General features: G+C 48.7%; 13 protein-coding genes. 4 read left to right on the top strand and 9 right to left on the bottom strand.

Features of this window, described 5'->3' with window-relative positions; translation table 11 throughout:
* Positions 1–8: 8 nt before the first annotated feature.
* Positions 9–368 carry an anti-sigma factor family protein gene (locus tag BUB18_RS24295; protein ID WP_073086110.1) on the top strand — a complete coding sequence of 120 codons (360 nt, stop codon included), beginning with the start codon at positions 9–11 and terminating at the stop codon, positions 366–368.
* 456 nt (positions 369–824) lie between these two features.
* Here the strand turns inward: BUB18_RS24295 and BUB18_RS24290 are convergent, their stop codons facing one another.
* Both BUB18_RS24290 and clpB read right to left on the bottom strand, forming a co-directional pair.
* A complete protein-coding gene (locus BUB18_RS24290) occupies positions 825–1,304 on the bottom strand; it encodes a nucleoside deaminase (RefSeq protein WP_073086108.1) in 480 nt (159 codons plus the stop codon).
* A 101-nt stretch (positions 1,305–1,405) separates the two neighbouring features.
* A complete protein-coding gene (gene clpB / locus BUB18_RS24285; protein WP_073086106.1) occupies positions 1,406–4,006 on the bottom strand; it encodes an ATP-dependent chaperone ClpB in 2,601 nt (866 codons plus the stop codon).
* 201 nt (positions 4,007–4,207) lie between these two features.
* Between clpB and BUB18_RS24280 the strand changes: the two genes are divergently transcribed.
* The gene (locus BUB18_RS24280; RefSeq protein WP_073086104.1) at positions 4,208–6,487 is read left to right on the top strand and encodes a right-handed parallel beta-helix repeat-containing protein; all 2,280 of its coding nucleotides are present in this window, start codon (positions 4,208–4,210) and stop codon (positions 6,485–6,487) included.
* A gap of 83 nt (positions 6,488–6,570) precedes the next feature.
* Here the strand turns inward: BUB18_RS24280 and BUB18_RS24275 are convergent, their stop codons facing one another.
* The 4 genes from BUB18_RS24275 to BUB18_RS24260 are packed head-to-tail and all read right to left on the bottom strand — an operon-like array spanning position 6,571 to position 10,695.
* Complete coding sequence (locus tag BUB18_RS24275) at positions 6,571–7,419, bottom strand: glycine betaine ABC transporter substrate-binding protein (protein ID WP_073086102.1); 849 nt, start codon at positions 7,417–7,419, stop codon at positions 6,571–6,573.
* Positions 7,420–7,431: 12 nt separating this feature from the next.
* On the bottom strand, positions 7,432–8,256 hold the full coding sequence (locus tag BUB18_RS24270; RefSeq protein ID WP_073086100.1) for an ABC transporter permease: 825 nt from the start codon (positions 8,254–8,256) through the stop codon (positions 7,432–7,434).
* A gap of 22 nt (positions 8,257–8,278) precedes the next feature.
* Positions 8,279–9,475 (bottom strand): quaternary amine ABC transporter ATP-binding protein, encoded by a 1,197-nt coding sequence (locus tag BUB18_RS24265; RefSeq protein ID WP_073086098.1) that lies wholly within the window; start codon positions 9,473–9,475, stop codon positions 8,279–8,281.
* Positions 9,476–9,486: 11 nt separating this feature from the next.
* Positions 9,487–10,695, bottom strand: a complete 1,209-nt coding sequence (locus BUB18_RS24260) for a hypothetical protein (RefSeq protein WP_218588102.1) — start codon at positions 10,693–10,695, stop codon at positions 9,487–9,489.
* 360 nt (positions 10,696–11,055) lie between these two features.
* Between BUB18_RS24260 and BUB18_RS24255 the strand changes: the two genes are divergently transcribed.
* Positions 11,056–12,333, top strand: a complete 1,278-nt coding sequence (locus tag BUB18_RS24255) for an OmpA family protein (RefSeq protein WP_073086096.1) — start codon at positions 11,056–11,058, stop codon at positions 12,331–12,333.
* 71 nt (positions 12,334–12,404) lie between these two features.
* On the opposite strand, the gene BUB18_RS24250 is transcribed toward BUB18_RS24255, so the two are convergent.
* Positions 12,405–14,309 carry a DUF3857 domain-containing protein gene (locus tag BUB18_RS24250; protein ID WP_073086093.1) on the bottom strand — a complete coding sequence of 635 codons (1,905 nt, stop codon included), beginning with the start codon at positions 14,307–14,309 and terminating at the stop codon, positions 12,405–12,407.
* Between the two features lie 2 nt (positions 14,310–14,311).
* Positions 14,312–16,321 (bottom strand): transglutaminase family protein, encoded by a 2,010-nt coding sequence (locus BUB18_RS24245; protein WP_143160085.1) that lies wholly within the window; start codon positions 16,319–16,321, stop codon positions 14,312–14,314.
* Positions 16,322–16,418: 97 nt separating this feature from the next.
* On the opposite strand from BUB18_RS24245, the gene queG reads away from it, so the two are divergent.
* Positions 16,419–17,336 carry a tRNA epoxyqueuosine(34) reductase QueG gene (queG, locus tag BUB18_RS24240; RefSeq protein WP_073086089.1) on the top strand — a complete coding sequence of 306 codons (918 nt, stop codon included), beginning with the start codon at positions 16,419–16,421 and terminating at the stop codon, positions 17,334–17,336.
* On the opposite strand, the gene BUB18_RS24235 is transcribed toward queG, so the two are convergent.
* On the bottom strand, positions 17,337–18,158 hold the full coding sequence (locus tag BUB18_RS24235) for a DUF4350 domain-containing protein (protein ID WP_143160084.1): 822 nt from the start codon (positions 18,156–18,158) through the stop codon (positions 17,337–17,339).
* Positions 18,159–18,398: the final 240 nt, after the last annotated feature.

The following is an 18,398-nucleotide window of genomic DNA, read 5'->3' as shown; positions in this document are numbered from 1 at the left end:
AAAGTGATATGAACGAGCATTTGAAAGATATATTTGTCGCTACAGGCTGCCCTTCCCAGCAGCAGTTGCTGGATTACGTCCAGGGAAAACTGACGCCGGAGGAACAGCATGAGGTGGAAATGCATCTGGCAGACTGTGAATTATGCAGTGAAGCGCTGGATGGATTGTCTGCGTTTAACGACAAAGAAAAGCTGCCGGCTCTCGTGCGGGAGATGAAGTGGGACCTGTTGAAGAAACTGCATAAGAAATACCGGAAGAGTCGCCGGCCGGAGAATTTTAATATATACATTGCCGTTATAGTGCTGGCAATTATTTTTCTTGTGCTTGCTTTATTTTGGGGGTATCATTTTTATACGCAGCCGAAGTAAAAATTTTGTCTTTTTTTCTCGCAAAGCAGCATAAGCAGGTAAGCAGCTAAGGTTTGTGTTTTGTTGATAAAATGATTTTGCCGATGCCTTCGGCATCGGCTGGAGGAGACCGCACTGCGTGCGGCACGGCTGCAATTAATGTTTTAGACCCGGCATACCTTTTCCCGCATCACCTGAGTAGAGCAGCACTGCCTGCGGCGCGGCTACAATTAATGTTTTAGACCCGGCATACCTTTTCCCGCATCACCTGAATAGAGCAGCACTGCGTGCGGCACGGCTGCAATTAATGTTTTAGACCCGGCATACCTTTTCCCGCATCACCTGAGTAGAGCAGCACTGCGTGCGGCGGAACTACCACCCATCATTTGGGGAAGGCCTGCCCAGCATAAATTCTTTTAACCGGCGCCAATGCGCCGGTTAAAAGAAAAGCGATAGCCGAAGGCTATCGCTTTTCTTTTAATACAAAGTTCTGTTCTCCTTCTCTTTCCACTGTCCAAACACCTCCAGGGCTGCCTTACTTGGCATATGTACTAACGGAATTTTGCGCGCTTCCAGCGGCAGTTGCATCTCCCTGTAAATAAAAGAATCATCAAAAGCGATGGCTGCTGCATCCTCCTTTGTATTGGCAAAATAGACCTTTGCCGGCCGGGCCCAATATATAGCACCCAGGCACATAGGACAAGGCTCACAGGAGGTATATATCTCGCAGCCGTCTAGCTGGAAGGAATTGAGTCGCCTGCAGGCATCACGGATGGCCATTACTTCGGCATGTGCGGTAGGATCGCTGTTGCACAACACCTGGTTCCAGCCCTCGCCTACTATCTCATCTCCCTTAACCACAATGGAACCAAAAGGGCCACCATCACCATTGTTCATGCCACGGGCCGATAACGCGATGGCATAATCCATGAATTTCTTTTCTCTTTCTCCGATCATAATTTGAGGGTTTTGGACTTATACTAATATAAGAAAACCCCGCGAGGAATCGCGGGGCTTATTGTAAACTATGTATCGTCGTATTTAGAATTGCTTTGTTATTATTTGTTCCTCACAACCACCACACCGTCAAATACATCGATCAGTACTGGTTTGGTTTTGTCGATATCGCCTGCCAGAATCTTTTTACTTAACAGGTTAATGATCTCTTTTTGAATGAGGCGTTTCAGCGGTCTTGCACCAAACTGCGGATCGTAACCCTGAACAGAAAGGTACTCTAACGCATAATCAGAAAATTCCAATATCATGCCATTCTTTGCCACCATGTCCTTCAATTGTTGTAATTGAATGTTAATTATTCCTTTGATCTCATCGCGCATCAATGGCTGGAACATGATTACTTCATCTACACGGTTCAGGAACTCCGGACGGATCGTGGCTTTCAGCAATGACATCACCTCTTCTTTGGTTTTGTCCACGATTTCTTCCTTGTTTCCTTCGTCTATATTTTCGAAATTTTCCTGGATAATATTGCTACCCATGTTGCTGGTCATGATGATGATGGTGTTCTTGAAATTCACCACGCGACCTTTATTATCGGTGAGGCGGCCATCATCGAGCACCTGTAACAAAATGTTAAAAGTATCCGGGTGGGCTTTCTCGATTTCATCCAGCAACACTACGGAGTAAGGCTTACGTCTAACGGCTTCGGTGAGCTGACCACCTTCATCGTATCCCACATAACCCGGAGGCGCTCCTACCAGTCGGCTCACGCTGTGTTTTTCCTGGTATTCACTCATGTCGATACGCGTCATCATGGTTTCATCATCGAAGAGGTATTCGGCGAGTGCTTTCGCCAGCTCTGTTTTACCTACCCCGGTGGTACCGAGGAAGATGAAGGAACCGATCGGGCGGCGCGGGTCCTGCAAGCCTGCACGACTCCTGCGGATGGCGTCAGAAACGGCGATAATCGCTTCTTCCTGCCCTACTACACGCTGGTGCAGTTCCTGTTCCAGGTTCAGCAGCTTATCCTTTTCGCTCTGCATCATTTTAGATACCGGGATGCCGGTAGCTTTAGCGACGTTTTCAGCGATATCTTCTGCGTCCACTTCTTCTTTGAGCATGCGTTTGTGGTTAGCAGAGAGATCTTCCAGGTCTTTCGTCAGATCGCTCACCAACTGCTCCTGCTCTTTCACTTTCCCGTAGCGGATTTCAGCTACGCGGCCAAAATCACCGTTACGTTCTGCCTGTTCTGCTTCTAGGCGCAGGTTTTCGATGGCAGCTTTCGCGTTTTGTATTTTGTCGACCACTTCTTTTTCTGCCTGCCATTTTGCTTTGAAGGTATTCCGTTCATCGCTGAGGCGGGAAATTTCTGCGGCCAGTTCACTCAGTTTATCTTCGTCGTTTTCACGTTTGATGGCCTCTCTTTCGATTTCGAGCTGGCGGATACGACGTTCCAGTTCATCCAGTTCTTCTGGCATGGAGTTCATCTCCAGGCGGAGTTTAGCGGCGCTTTCATCGATCAGGTCGATCGCTTTGTCCGGCAGGAACCTGTCGGTAATATAGCGATGGGAAAGCTCCACTGCTGCGATGATGGCTTCGTCTTTGATCAGTACGTGGTGGTGACTTTCATATCTTTCTTTGAGGCCACGAAGGATGGAGATGGCATCTTCTACAGATGGTTCATCTACCAGTACTTTCTGGAAGCGGCGTTCCAGGGCCTTATCTTTTTCAAAATATTTCTGGTATTCGTTGAGGGTGGTAGCACCGATGGCGCGGAGCTCACCGCGGGCCAGGGCGGGCTTCAGGATGTTGGCAGCATCCATGGCACCTTCCATGGCACCGGCACCGATCAGCGTATGGATTTCATCGATAAAGAGGATGATTTCTCCATCACTTTCGGCTACCTCTTTTACCACACCTTTCAGCCTTTCTTCAAACTCACCGCGGTATTTGGCACCAGCCATGAGCGCACCCATATCCAGGGCGTAGATGGTTTTAGACTTAAGGTTTTCCGGCACGTCGCCATTGATGATGCGGTGGCCGAGCCCTTCCACGATCGCCGTTTTACCAACACCAGGTTCCCCTACGAGGATCGGGTTGTTTTTAGAGCGGCGGGAAAGGATGTGCAGGGTACGTCTGATTTCCTCATCGCGACCAATCACCGGATCGAGTTTACCTTCCCGGGCCAGTTCGTTGAGGTTTTTGGCGTATTTCTGCAAAGTATTGTACTGGGCGCCCCCGGACTGCGAGTTAACGGTTTCGCCCTTACGTAATTCTTTAATAGCCGCTTTCAGACCTTTTTCAGTCAGGCCTGCATCTTTAAGCAGTTTGGCGGTATCATCGCTGCCACCGAGGATAGCCAGCAGCAGGTGTTCTACGCTGACGAACTCGTCTTTAAACTCTTTCAGCGAGGCACCGGCCCGCAGCATAACGTTGTTAGCGTCGCGACTGAGTACCTGACCAGGTTCTCCGCCCTGAATGCGCGGGTATTTGTTGATTTGTTCATTGAGCTTGCTGTTGAGGAACGTGGTGTTCACATCGTTCTTTTTCAGCAGGTATTCCACAGGGCTGTCCTGATCTTCCAGGAGGGCTTTTAACAGGTGACCTGTATCGATGGCCTGGTTCTGGTTGTTGAACGCCAGTTGCTGTGCTTTTTGCAGTATTTCCTGCGATTTAATAGTGAAATTATTCAGATTCATAAGTTACTTTTTCTCCTTTTTTGTGTCATCAAACTTGGTATAGGTAACAACAAAGGACGATCCAATGTTGAACTACCGGAAATTTTGACAGAATGTGCTAAACAAAACTGCAGTTTTAGCAGAAAATACTGGTAATTACTGCTAAATTAGCATCAACTCCCACCAAAAAGCGATGGTATATTAGCAGCATACCAATTCAATATGAGGCAGCTATTTCTGTTTTTCGTACACGCATTATTGTTAGTTGTATTTTTTTCTCCGTTGCAGGCGCAGGACTTTGTAGTGGACGTGCATCCTGCCAAAACGGTGCAGGTAATCCGGCAGTACCGTTCCCAATACCCCGACTGTAACCTGACCATCCGTTATAAGCCCGGCACTTATTACCTTGACAGTACGCTGGTGATATCCGCTTCGCTCACTAACGGCAAGGGGTATACGATCATCCAGGGAGCTCCCAATCAAACTACCACGATCAGTGGCGGTAAGGCGCTCACCGTAAAATGGCAGGTCTATAAAAACGGGATTTATCGTGCACCGGTAAATATTTCCTGGGATTTTGATCAATTGTATGTAGATGGTAATGCCGCCGTAAGAGCGAGGTATCCAAATTACGATACTACTGCTTCCCACTATAACGGCTATGCGGAAGATGCGCTTAGTAAGGCGCGAATTGCCAGCTGGAAACATCCGGTGGGCGGGTATATTCATGCCCTGCACCGGGCGGAATGGGGTGGTTACCACTATATGATTACCGGCGTAAATGCGGATACCAGTCTGCAACTCACCGGTGGCTACCAGAATAACCGACAGATGGGCATGCATAAAACGATCCGGTTTGTAGAGAATATTTTTGAAGAACTGGATACCGCCCGTGAATGGTACTATGACAAGGCAACGCGCTTTTTGTATTATAAACCAGCTGGTGCCAAGGCGCCGGCAGCGGACATTGTGGTATCACGGCTGAGTGGTTATTTTATTTTTACGGGAGATGCCAGCGCACCTGTGCAGCGTGTAACCGTAAAGGATATACGGTTTACACAGGCCAAAGCTACCTTCATGGAAACGAGGGAACCGTTACTGCGCAGCGACTGGGCGATTTACCGTGGCGGCGTGATCCTGCTGGATGGCACCCGCGATTGCACCGTGCAGCACTGCGTGTTTGAGCAGAATGGCGGCAACGCCATCTTCCTCAGTAATTTCAACCGCCATGCGATGGTACTGGGTAACCGCATACAGCAACTGGGCGGCAATGCCGTTGCGTTTGCGGGTAATCCGGATGCGGTAAGATCTCCCTTATTTGAATATAATAGCAGACAGGATTTTGCAGCCATGGACACTGCCCGCGGCCCTAAAACCGATAACTACCCCGATTCCTGCGCCGTGGTCGATAACCTGATTCACGACATCGGCCTGATTGAAAAGCAGGTGGCCGGGGTACAGATTTCCATGAGCGCCCACATACAGGTATCACATAACAGCATTTACAATCTCCCCAGAGCCGGCATCAACATTAGTGAAGGCACCTGGGGCGGGCATGTGATCGAATACAACGACGTTTTTAATACTGTGCTGGAAACAGGTGACCACGGCTCCTTTAACTCCTGGGGGCGGGACAGGTGGTGGTACCCCAATCGCAGGGAAATGGACAGCATTGCCGCGCTGTACCCCTGGCTGGTAAAGCAGGACGCTGTATATACCAACGTTATCCGGTATAACCGTTTCCGTTGCGACCATGGCTGGGATATAGACCTGGACGACGGATCTTCCAACTATGAAATTTACAATAACGTGTGCCTTCACGGCGGGCTTAAACTGCGGGAGGGCTTTGACAGAAAGGTTTACAATAACATCATCGTGAACAATTCCTTTCATCCGCATGTATGGTTTAAAAATAGCGGAGATGTATTTACCAACAACGTTGTAATGACGCGCTATAAGCCTATTGGGATTAACTATTGGGGCAGGGAAATTGACAGGAACTTTTTCCCGGATAGCGCCGCACTGGCTACAGCACAGGCTAATGGCACGGATGTGCACAGTGCTTATGGCGATCCGCAGTTTGCAAATCCGGCGGCCGGTAATTATACCGTACGTAATATAGCTGCCAAAGACTTTACAAACTTTAATCAGTTCGCTTTCGGGGTGATATCCCCTTCCCTTCGTGCGCTGGCAGCCAAGCCGTTATTTCCGGCTCCCGGCAGCAGCACGGAAGCCACTACTGCCAGCTGGCAATGGCAAAACGGCACGTTTAAGAACCTGGAAACGCTGGGCGAACGTTCGGCCACCGGCATGGCCGACTACGAGGGCGTGCTGGTACTTAAAGCCCCTGATCCAAGCGCAGGGCTGCGGGATGGCGATGTGATCCTGTTAATAGGGACGCATAAAGTGCGCAACATTCATGAATTGCAGCAGGTGCTGAAAACCGCCGTATATCCGTTGAAGCTGACGATTTTCCGGAATCAGCAGCAAATGACTTTGTAAACCATGCTTTACATCACCCATAAATGCGAAGAGGAGCCCCGTGAGGCTCCTCTTCTTGTATTGGTATAGCTGTTACAAAGCAATTACTCCCAGGTGGCTATAACCGCCTGATTTTTCGAAATCCAGTTTTTTACGCCTTCTTCTTCATGCCAGTCAGCGTCTGCGATAGCAGCTATCAGGGAGGAAAGCTGTTCCGCATTCAATTTGAACTTCCTGAAAAAGTTGACGGCGGTGGTATCTGTAACGGTGAATTCGTTATTGGCGATAGTCAGTATTTTTTCAGGTTCTCCAAATGCTTTCTTTGGATCTTCGAGGAACCGGAGTTTGAATTGGCTGAACATTAAATGCGGCTGCCAGCCGGTAACTACTACCTCCTGCTTTTCGTCAATATTCTTTTTCAATACAGCCAGCATCGCGGCCTCTGAAGAGGTTTGGAGCTGGTAGTCGAGTCCATAGGAGATAATGGCTTCCTCTGCGCTTTTCATAATACCGGCGCCCGCATCGATGCCTACTATTTTACCACCAAACTTACTCTTCATTTGCTGCAGGTCTTCAATGGTTTTTGCTGCCGAATAGTCGGGCACCACCAGACCGATCCTGGCCCCATCGAAGATGGTGTTCAGCACCGTAATCTTTTCTCCGAAATTGCTCATATAGGCTTTGTGCGTAACCGGCATCCAGGCATCCATGAAAATATCCGCATCGCCGCTGGCTACGGCTGCAAAAACGGGGGCCACATCTGCATTCTTCAGCGTTACCTTATACCCTTTTTTCTCCAGCAGGTTTTTAGCCAGATAAGTCATAGCCTGCCCTTCGGACCAGTTTACGTAGGCGATGGTAATTTTTTTGGTATTGGAATCGCTCTGCTGACAGGCCGTAAAACCTAGTATCAGCAGCGCGAAAAAAGCAGTTAATATGGTTCTTTTGTTCATGATCTCTATTTTTTATTTCCCGGCTTTCTTTTTCCCGAAGGACTGTGTAATACGATCCAGTATAATGGCGAGGATCACCACTGCGATTCCACCTTCAAAGCCGATCCCGATTCTCAGTTGCGTAATCCCTTTCAGCACGATTTCACCCAGGCCTCCGGCGGCGATCATGGCAGATATCACTACCATGGATAGGGCCATCATAATGGTCTGATTTACGCCAGCCAGTATGGTAGGTAATGCCAGCGGCAGTTCTACTTTAAACAGCAGCTGCGCGCGGGTGGCACCAAATGAGCGGGTTGCTTCCACAATATCTTTCGGCACGCCCTGTAAGCCGAGCGTGGTGAGTCGCACCGCAGGCGGCATAGCAAAAATGATGGTCGCAAAAACGCCCGGTACTTTACCCAGTCCGAAAAACAACACTGCTGGTATAAGGTATACGAAGGCCGGCATGGTTTGCATCAGGTCCAGTACGGGCCGCATTATTTTAGCTACCAGTTTGTTTCTGGCCGCCCAGATACCAAAAGGTATGCCAATAAGGAGGGCTATAAAAGCTGATACAAGGATCAATGCGAGTGTTTCCATGGTTTGCGGCCAGTATCCCATTCCATAAATGAGTCCTAACCCCAGCAATGCAAATATGCCGATGGACAATCCGGCCCGGCGCCAGGCCAGTACTGCCAGCAGCACAATTAAGATATAGGCCGGCACAATGTCCAGCAGGCCTTCCACTCCATTTACCATTACTTCTACCATCTGTTTGATGGCATGAAACAGCGGGCCAAAGTTGTGTGTAAGCCAGTTAATGAATTGTTCAATATATTTTCCGATTCTAATCATATGCTTCGTTTAGTCATAAGGGTTATAATGTCTGACTACCGGTTGTTTCGATAATCAGGGCTGTCTGGGAGATGAGTCCCACCAGCTTATTGTTTTCAGGATTCACTACTGCCACTGGTTTATCCGTTTCGGCGATAAACGGCAGCATTTGTTCCACGGTGGTATCCGGGTAGGCTACCGGCACTTCGCGGTGGATAACGGATTCGATGGTAGGTTCGCCGCGGCGTTTGACTTCGAGAATTTCTTTGAGGTATACGAATCCGAGGAAATGTTTGTCGACTGTAACGGCGGGCAGTATATCCAGGCCGGTGGCGCGCATTTTACGCAGGCTACCTTCCGGACCATCTTTACGGAATACGGCGCTTACCGGTTTGGTATCCATGAGAGAGGAGGCGGTAATGATGGCTTTGCGGTCTACCTTTTCCACGAAGGAGGATACATAATCGGTGGCGGGCGCCGTGAGGATTTCTTCCGGCGTGCCTACCTGTATCACTTCCCCGTCTTTCATGATGGCGATGCGGTCGCCCAGGCGGATGGCCTCATCCAGATCGTGTGTAATGAAGACGATTGTTTTATGCATTTTTTCCTGCAGGTCGAGCAGTTCATCCTGCATTTGGGTGCGGATGAGCGGATCGAGGGCGGAAAAGGCCTCGTCCATCAGCAGTACTTCCGGATCGTTTGCCAGTGCGCGGGCCAGGCCTACGCGCTGCTGCATACCTCCGGAGAGGTTGGAAGGCAATTGTTGTTCATAGCCTTTTAGGCCAACCATTTCGATTACGGCGGCCGACTTCTGATTCCTTTCAGCTGCCGGCATGCCTTGCAGCTCCAGGCCGAATCCTACATTTTCAAGGACGCTGCGGTGTGGCAGGAGTCCGAACTGTTGGAACACCATGCTGATTTCCTTGCGGCGTATTTCCTGCAGCTGTTTGTCATTGAGCTGGGTAATATTGGTTTCGTTGATGAAGATATTACCTGCAGTAGGTTCAATTAACCGGTTGAGGCAGCGCAACAAACTGGACTTTCCGCTACCGGAAAGGCCCATGATCACAAAAAACTCTCCTTTCTGAATATCGAAGGAGGCTTCCTTTACACCTACGGTGCAACCCGTAGCGGCGAGGATATCCGCTTTGCTTTTGCCTTCCTTAAGCATGCGCAGGGCGGTTTCCTTATCGCGACCAAAGATCAGTGTAAGATTTTCTATTTTAAGTTTAGGTGTCATCGTTAGTTGATTTAGAAGTAATACCCGATATTGATATTAAAGCGGCTATGCCATTTTTCGCCGGGGGTACCGGCGGCAAAAGCTTCGTTCCAGACGGGTCCCAGCCAGGAATGATTTTTTCCTGCTGCCCAGTCGATATAAGTAACTACAGGACCTGCGGTGATCATACATCCCAGTACATTCATCTGTGAATCCTGAAATCCTGCCACTTGTTTATCCATATAGGAGTAGTCGTTATAAAATGTCAGTGCACTTATCGGCCCCCATTTTACCGGATGTGTGTACGACACGGAGGCGGTATGGATAAATGCATTAGCAGCAACCTGGTAGCTGGCGCCGTAGGCGGCCATATCAATTGCATCTTTGTATTGGGCTGAATCTGCTACATTGTATTGATAATACATCGATTGCAGCTTCAGGTTCCACTTACGAAAGTTAAGATTGGCATGGATGGCGGCTGCGTAGTGACTACCCATTTCACGGGTAGGGATGTTATAGAGTCCACCAGCCATAACAGAAGCGCCGATACTATTGTTGGCATTCAGGAAATATTCGGCCCTGGCGTTACCCTGGTTTACCTCTTTATTTCTGCCGGCAACATCGTAGGAGTAGCGGCCCGGATCAGTGGGCGTATCATCTCCAAAATTCAGTTCTTCTGCATTTTTGAAGAAAGCCAGTTGGTATTTCCATCGGTTGCTGGTGCGTTCAAATTTGATTCCCATATCATAGTCGTCTTCTTTTCCAACATAATAGGGGAGATTGAAAAACCAGCTGTGTGAATTGTAGGGCAGGTTCCCGAATGGTACCTGGGTAAGGCCGATATCGATACGCGTGCTATCGTTGAAATGCCAGGTAACATAACCTTCTTTGAGCATGGCACCACCAAAATCTTTTGAATAGAAGCGGTATTCCGCATGCAATGATAAATTTTTCCAGGAGGCATCCGCGTTGATGCGGAATACGTCGTATCCGAAGTCGCCCCCACGCTTTACCTGTTCTTTTTTCCAGGAGGAGTTATTGTAATTAAACCGCAACGCACCTCCGATGTGGAGTTTCGGTTTTTGTTTTGTTTTCGTACTATCCTGACCGTTAGCAACTAACGGACAAAGCAATGCAAAGCAGCAGATAACTTTAAATCCATTAGAGACGAGGCCGGAAATTGCTGATTGAATGACATAGGTTACCCTTGCCACTGATGATCGCACAATCATAGCAGTCATAGTTCTAATGTGTTTTATGCTGATCGTTTCCTCTGCGACATAGGAATCCTATATGCAGGAACTGCATGTTAACAGTTAGTCGGAAATGAAACCGGGCGCGATGTGGCCCGAAGTGATCAATACCAATAAATATTGACTGTTCTATCGTAATGAGCGTGCTCGGAAGGCACATTAAACAGTCGAAATTGCGTCAAAGCTTTGCGAAGATACGAAAAAACGGAGAGGAAGCCAAACGATTTCTTAAAAAAATGTGAACAAGGCGGTAACGAGCATTGTTATTGACTAGCTACTATTGCTTTTTACAGCGCAAGAGAACTATTCCGCACGTAACGATTTTTTCATCTTAAAACCCTTAAAATTATGTCATTCGACTTATTAGAGAGTGCAAAAAATCTTTTTAACGGCAACGTTATCAGCCAGGCGTCCGCGCAGTTAGGCGAGAGTGAGGGAGGTATTCAGCAAGCGTTGTCGGCCATTATTCCGACAGTGTTAACTGGTTTGTTACACAAAACAGAGAGCACCGGAGATGTGGGTGGCTTATTAAATTTAGTAAAGGGGGCGGCTTCAGATGCATCGCCGGCGGCGCTGGGCAGCGCCTTACAGGGCGGTGCCGGCACTTTGCTGAGCAAGGGTACTGATTTACTCAGAAGCCTGTTTGGCGACAAGGTGGGGGCGATTGCGACCACCCTGGCCGGATATGCCGGCATTAAAGAATCATCAGCTACTACCCTGCTGCAATCCGCTGCACCGGCAACGCTGGGTACGGTGGGACAGTATGCGATCCAGAACAACCTGAATGCAGGCGGGTTTGCGGCCTTTTTAAATTCGCAGAAAGATAAGATTTTAAATGCGGTGCCCGGAGGAGTGAATCTGGCTGGCATATTAGGTTTAGGTAGTTTATCCGCCATTGGTTCCAAACTGAGTGGCCTGGCCGGTAGCTTTGGCAACGCAGTTGGCGGAGCGGCAACATCTACCGTAAACACAGTAAAACAAGCGGGCAATGGTAAGTGGATATGGTCATTACTCCTGATACTGGTAGCCATTATTTTGCTGTGGTACTTGATGAAAGGCTGTGGAGGTAACAAAAACAATGACGTGGTTACCGATAGTATTACTACCAGTCAGCTGGCAGATTCAGCCGTAGCGCCGGTACCGGCCACCACAGAGGTGACCCGTGAAAGCATACAGGTGAGCCTGCCGGATGGTACGGTGCTCAATGCCTATAAAGGTGGTATTGAAGACCAGCTGGTCAACTTCCTGAAAGACGACAGCAAAGCTGCCGGTAAGGATGTTTGGTTTGATTTCGACAACCTCAATTTCAAAACAGGTAGTGCGGAGATTACGGAAGAGAGTAAAGTACAGCTCAGTAACCTGGCCGCGATCCTGAAGGCGTTCCCTAAAACAAAAATTAAAGTTGGTGGCTATACGGATAAAACCGGTGATGCTGCTATTAATAAAAAGCTGTCGCAGGACAGAGCGGATGCTGTAGTAAACGGACTGAAAGCCCTTAATGCAGATGCAGCACAGCTGCTGGGCGCCGAAGGCTATGGTGCCGAGTTTGCAAAAGCAGCCGCCGATGCACCTGATGAAGAAAGGAAAAAAGACAGACATATCAGTGTAAGCGTACGCGAAAAATAATCACGCTGTAGTAATCAATAAAAAGGCGCCACAGATTGGGTTCTGTGGCGCCTTTCCTATTTGTGAATATGCTATTCCTTCACCAGTACCATGGTGTTTCTTTCTGCTTTGTACACGCTGTTGATAAAGCTGGCATAAGCGGAAAAATCAGCTGCCGGGAAGCGGCCGGACTGAATGTTATATTTTCGTATATACGTTACCGTGTTACCGTTCATCTTCACCGCTGCGTCGTAAGTACCGAACTTCGTTTGCAGGGAAACAGGTTGCGGGAGCGACTCAATTTTATAACCGGCAGGGATGGTGATATTTACGGTGTCGGCATATTGCTCTCCGTAAGGGATATCCACCGGGGATGTTCTGGCCGTATCAGTCGCAATCTTACGCCCCATCCGGTTGGTAATATTGGGCTTCAGGAACATGCGCTTACCGGTGAGGGAAGCGTAGTTATTAGCGGTTAATTCGATCGTTTCTGTGATATCCGGCAGGCGGTTGGCGTGTACTGCTGTAGTATAGCCGGTAATGTCGAAACTGGAAATCTCCATGGTTTTACGGAGGTATTCCTTTTGTTTTTCCTTACTCAGCAGGTGTACCATCTGAAGAAGATCATCCTGCAATATGCCTGTGGTATTTACGGTAGATACCACCTTCAAATTACCTGCATCATCCATGGTGGCATTGGTGGTACTGAACCTTTTATTATCCTGCTGCGTATAAACCGGCGTGTGTATCAGTTTACTGTTGGTTTCATCCAAAAGGAGCACTGCACGGTCGGCAGTGAAGCTGCCGAGGTAACCAGGCGGATTGAGGTTGCTGGTGCATTCCAGCCACGTAGTATCTTTACCGTTAGGTACCATGGCGATCACGTGATTGAACCAGGTGGTGGCAAAATCTTCCGGAATGTGCATAGGCACTTCATCGGCGTTTACCAGTACGGAGTGCGCCCTGATACCCACTTCACCAAGCATGGCACACATGAGGTTAGAGAGGCCTTTACAATCGCCATAACTGGTTCTGGCAGTGGTGATCGCATCGATGGTCTGCATCCCTCCTACTCCCAGGGAGATACTGATATAACGATAGTTTTGCTGTAGATATTTATACAACGCGGACACTTTTTCCTCCTGCGTTTTCAGTGGATCCGCAATAGCATGGACTTTTGCTTTCAGCGCTTCCGGCAGTACATCTCTCCCTTTATTAAGGGCATAAAAGAAGTTGCCTAATTCCTGCCAGGTGGTGAATTTCCCTTGCACCTCGCCGTATTTAGCTTCCGGAGGTGCCATCAGCAATAATGGATAGCGTTCGTGCATGCCAATTGCCCTGGTTTCCCGGCGCATGGGTGAAAGGTTGGATAAAGTCCAGGTATAGCTCTTACCCTCCTTCACCTCTTCCACAGCAGGCTTTACGTCTGACTGCAGCATGCGGTAACGTAAGTCAGCGCCGGCTGGCATAATCACATTGCATACTGCTTTTTCAACCGGTTCGTCGAACCAGCTGAGGGGCCCCCATCTGCTGAGGTAAATAGCACTGTTATACTTGTATTCTTCTTCAAATTCGATGGTATAAGGATAACCCACACCGGTAAACGAATATCTTTTACCACGGGTATCTGAAATGAGGCTTACATCGCCACCTGCAGGCAGGTCCATCATATCGCTCTGGCGCACTTTTTTCACCAGTTTTCCGGCGGCATCATAATAAGCGGCAGATGCGCTGCGTAACTCCATCAGGGAGCTGTAATGAAAGGTAAGGTCGCTGCGGTGATCCGCTTCTGCATCCAGGATTGTCACCACCTGGTGGTGCACGTAACGCACTTCTTTCGGGCTCACATAGCGATAGGAAGTTTCATCCAACCGCACTACACTATGTGCATTTTTTTTCAGTGCTTCCGGGATAGCAGAAGCCGGGTAATAGGGGTCTGCTGCCAGGGCGGGCGATGCCAGCCCACACAGCAGCAGACAGGTAGCTATATACTTCAAGGTTAAGCTTTTTTCTTTAATACAATTTGTTCCGCCTGTTTTTTAACCACTACATCGTAGAACTCACGCAGGCTGGCGTAATCTTCCGGCAGGAAGGTAGCCTTGTTAAATTTGATCCTGCTGCGCATCTGAATGCGGCCGCCTACATCCTGGATCAGGTACTGGAAGAAACCTTCATCGTCATTGAACTTCACCATGCTGGATTTAGGCAGTTCATCCACTACATAACCTTCCGGGATGGCGAGGTTCAGGGTATAGATTTCATCCATCACAGCGTTCATTTCTACCGGGAACTTCCGCTCTTCTGATTTGAAGATATTATGCTTGTACTCCTCTCCCATCATAGGTTTGATGTACAGGATATCATCATTGCCGGCGTTATTCATTTTAAAATCATAATCTACCATTACGGAAGCGTCGAGACTATCGAGATCTGCTACGGTAGCGTTAGAGATTTCAATCTCTTCCCCGAATGCCTTTTGCAGCGACTCCTTATACCCTTCAAGTTTTTTATCCTTAATGGTATTGCGGATATTATAGGATTGCAGGTAGGTAGGTCGTTTCTGGAACTTACCTACGAATGCCCCTTCGGCGTTGCGCTCCATGGAAATGGTGGTGATAGCGATTTCGCGGAGAGAATCCGCTGAGATGGAGATGGCCGTACCGATACCATCCACCACTCTGGCGTCACCGTTATAGGTTTCCGGCATCAGTTTATTGAAGCCCAGCAGCGGGTGGGAAGCATCCAGTTTCACCTGTTGTCCGTCTATTTCCACTACTGCAATTACGTAGTTGAAGGAAGACAGCAGCGGGTAGAAACTTACGTAGCCATGATCACGGGTGCTGAGGATTACAGGGTATGCGTTGAGGTTAGCACGGCGCAGGAGCCCTACCAGCAGCAGGTTGATATCAGATACTGCACCTTTTTTACTGGTGAGGGTTGTTTTCAGTTTCTGCGTGGTACCGAGCGCGCGATCGTCTGTACAAACCACATTGCTTTTAACCCAGTTAAAGATTCTTCTGGCCTTTTCTTCATCGGTGGTGGCACCTTTGATGATATCATTGGTGGTGTTGTCCATGAAGTTGTTATTCTTTTCCATGGCGGCACCGAACTCCTGGTTTTTATTCAGTTCTTCCATCAGTTTAGGCCAGGTATTAGAGTAGGCTTTTTCTACCCCGTCGAAGTTGGTGGCAGCCAGCTGGAACTTGATCTGGGCAACGTAGTTGTTAACAGAGGTGATAAAACTTTCCGGGCGTATAGGCATTACGTTTCTGGCACCGAGGCGGAATTCCGTAACGTTGGCCGTCATGGTGTAGTTTTGGGAAGCTCCTGCACCGCCTTGTGGCTCGTAGCGGAAATTATAGGAGGCCCTGTAATCCCGTTTTGAATTCACTTCAAAATCGATGTATCCTTGTCCCACTCGCATAAAGCGGGTGAATTCAGGGATACCGACGGTATATTCCGACCAGAGGGTAGGTATACTGTGCTGGAACTTCCAGGCAGGTATTAAATGCCAGTATGGGTAGGTGATCGTGTAGCTGTACTCGATGATACTGCCAACTTTTACACCGGGGATAGCGAACTTCTTAATTTCGCCCATATCGTCCACCTTTTCAGTGAAGATATCTTTACTATCGAGGGTGCTGGTCACCATTTTACCGTTTTCCATGTTGTAGGAGGCAGCTTTGATTTTGCTGACTTCTTCCATATCGCGGCCTACTTTATCCAGGGAGATGGAAACTTCGCCATATTCGAAACCGGCTTTATCTACAACTTTATAGCGGCGATGCACGCGAAAGACCACGCCGAGGTCCCCTTTGGTAGTTTCGAAGGAGGAGCTGCCTATTTCAGAGATCAGGATGGCATGTGCGCCGGTATCTTTATCGAAGCTCAGGTTAAACTCCGCCGGGTCCACTTTTCCAAACTTCATTTTAGATCCGTCCTGAGCAACGGCTGCTACAGATAACAAACAGCTGGCAATGAATGCCAGGGCGACAGATTGATAGCGCATAATTAAGATGGTATAGGTATTAATTTCGGGCAAAGCTAAAAAAATACTCAAATATGCTCAGCGGGGAATTACACAGGACAAGTTGTAATTTCGCAGTGTGGAACAAACGAGGTATATAAAAGATCTTGCCAGGGAGCTGGGTTTTGACTACTGTGGCATTTCGGCGGCGGTGCAGCTGGATGATGATGCCCGCAGACTGGAACAGTGGCTGAAAAAGGGAATGCATGGCAGTATGCATTACATGGAAAACCATTTTGACAAGCGAATTGACCCACGCAAGCTGGTGGACGGTGCGAAATCCGTTATCACACTTTTATACAACTATTTCCCTTCCGAAAGGCAGCGGGAGGATGCTCCTAAAGTTTCCAAGTATGCTTATGGGGCGGACTACCACGAAGTGATCCGGGAGAAATTAAAAACGATGCTGGCCAGGATGCAGGAGCGGATTGGTGCGGTGCAGGGCCGGGGATTTGTGGATTCCGCGCCGGTATTGGAGCGGAGCTGGGCCAGGCGCAGCGGCCTGGGCTGGATGGGTAAGAACGGGAACATTATCAACAAACAATCCGGGTCTTTCTATTTTATAGCTACGCTTATTACTGATATTGAACTGGAGTACGATGGGCCGGTGGCCGATTACTGCGGTACCTGTACCCGGTGCCTGGATGCCTGCCCTACCGGCGCTATTGTATCGCCGGGCGTGGTGGATGGGAGTCGCTGTATTTCTTATTTTACCATTGAACTGAAGGATCAGCTGATCCCGGAGAAGATGCAGGGCAGCTTTGATAACTGGATGTTTGGCTGTGATACCTGCCAGGATGTATGCCCCTGGAACCGTTTTTCCAAACCCAATACTGAAGTGGCTTTTACGCCTATACCTGCTATTCTGAATTTTTCTACCAGCGACTGGGAAGAAATGACGGAAGAGGCGTTTAAGACCATCTTCCGTCATTCGCCGCTCAAGCGCAGCAAATATGCGGGCATACGCCGCAACCTGCATTTTTTGGAGCGGAAGTAATTATTTTTTTGCCGGCACCTGTTTCAGCAGCCATACGGCCAGGTCGGCGGCGGCGCTGTAGTTCTGAAACTCAGCAGGCAGCTTTTTCCCATCCGTATACTCATTATAAAACCAGGGATCTCCCACGGCGAATACGGTACCCTTGCCTACTTTGGCTACGGCCATGAGGATGTTATTATCCGCATCCTTATGTACCGCTCTGGCTGGTGCTTTGAGGGTGAGGGTGGAAACTTCCTTGATATATGCTTTTTTCACATTCGCGAAGATTTCGTGGTTGGGCGGGAAAAATACGGCGCCCTGTTCAAAGTTGCGGCCCTGCACGCGGTTTTTAGAATCCCCGTTGAAGTGGATACCGAAGCGATCGGAGAGCTTATTGAAGTTGGTAAACTCCGAGTTCAGGGAGTCGTTTTGCAGCAATACCAGTACTCCACCGGCTTTCACCCAGTTATAAATCGCTTTCGCGTAGGTATCATTCATGTAGTTGGGAGATGCAGTTTCCTTCTCTGTATCAGGGTCAACTATAATATAAATGCCGGTGCCTTTAAGGGTGGCGGCGGACGGTGCCACTGCCAGGGTATCACGTTTGGCTCCTAGTGAGTCAAAGATGTGCCCCCAGAGGGAGAAACCGCCATACTCCTGCTCTTCCCAGGTGTAATGCCAGCGGATGGTGTTGCCGGCCTTATCTTTTTTGTATTCGTGGTTAAAGAAGTAGTCGAGCGTAACTTTCACCTCTTTTGTGGGTGATTGCTGTGCCCAGGCGGGCGCGCTCATGGCCATCAGCATTAGGGAGAGTACTCCGCGGAAAATTCGTGAACGTGGCATTTTCTATTAGTCTTTAGTCGATTACAATATTAGTGGTTGCGTGGACTTTATCCCGCAACTTTTTTCGCAATGAGTGATAGTATTTTTTCCAGCGGAAGGGCCTTCGGCCCTTTTATCGCGGACTTTTTTTCACGCAGAGCAGCATAAGCAGGTAAGCAGCTAAGGCTTATGTTATGTTGTTTTGCGGATTTTCCGCTGCCTGCGGCAGCGGTGGGAAATCAGGGCCTGCGGCCCTGGCCC

This window comes from Chitinophaga jiangningensis, from assembly GCF_900142605.1.
Taxonomy (GTDB): domain Bacteria; phylum Bacteroidota; class Bacteroidia; order Chitinophagales; family Chitinophagaceae; genus Chitinophaga; species Chitinophaga jiangningensis.
The sequence above is the reverse complement of the archived record's forward strand: the minus strand, read 5'-3'. Positions and strand labels throughout refer to the sequence as shown.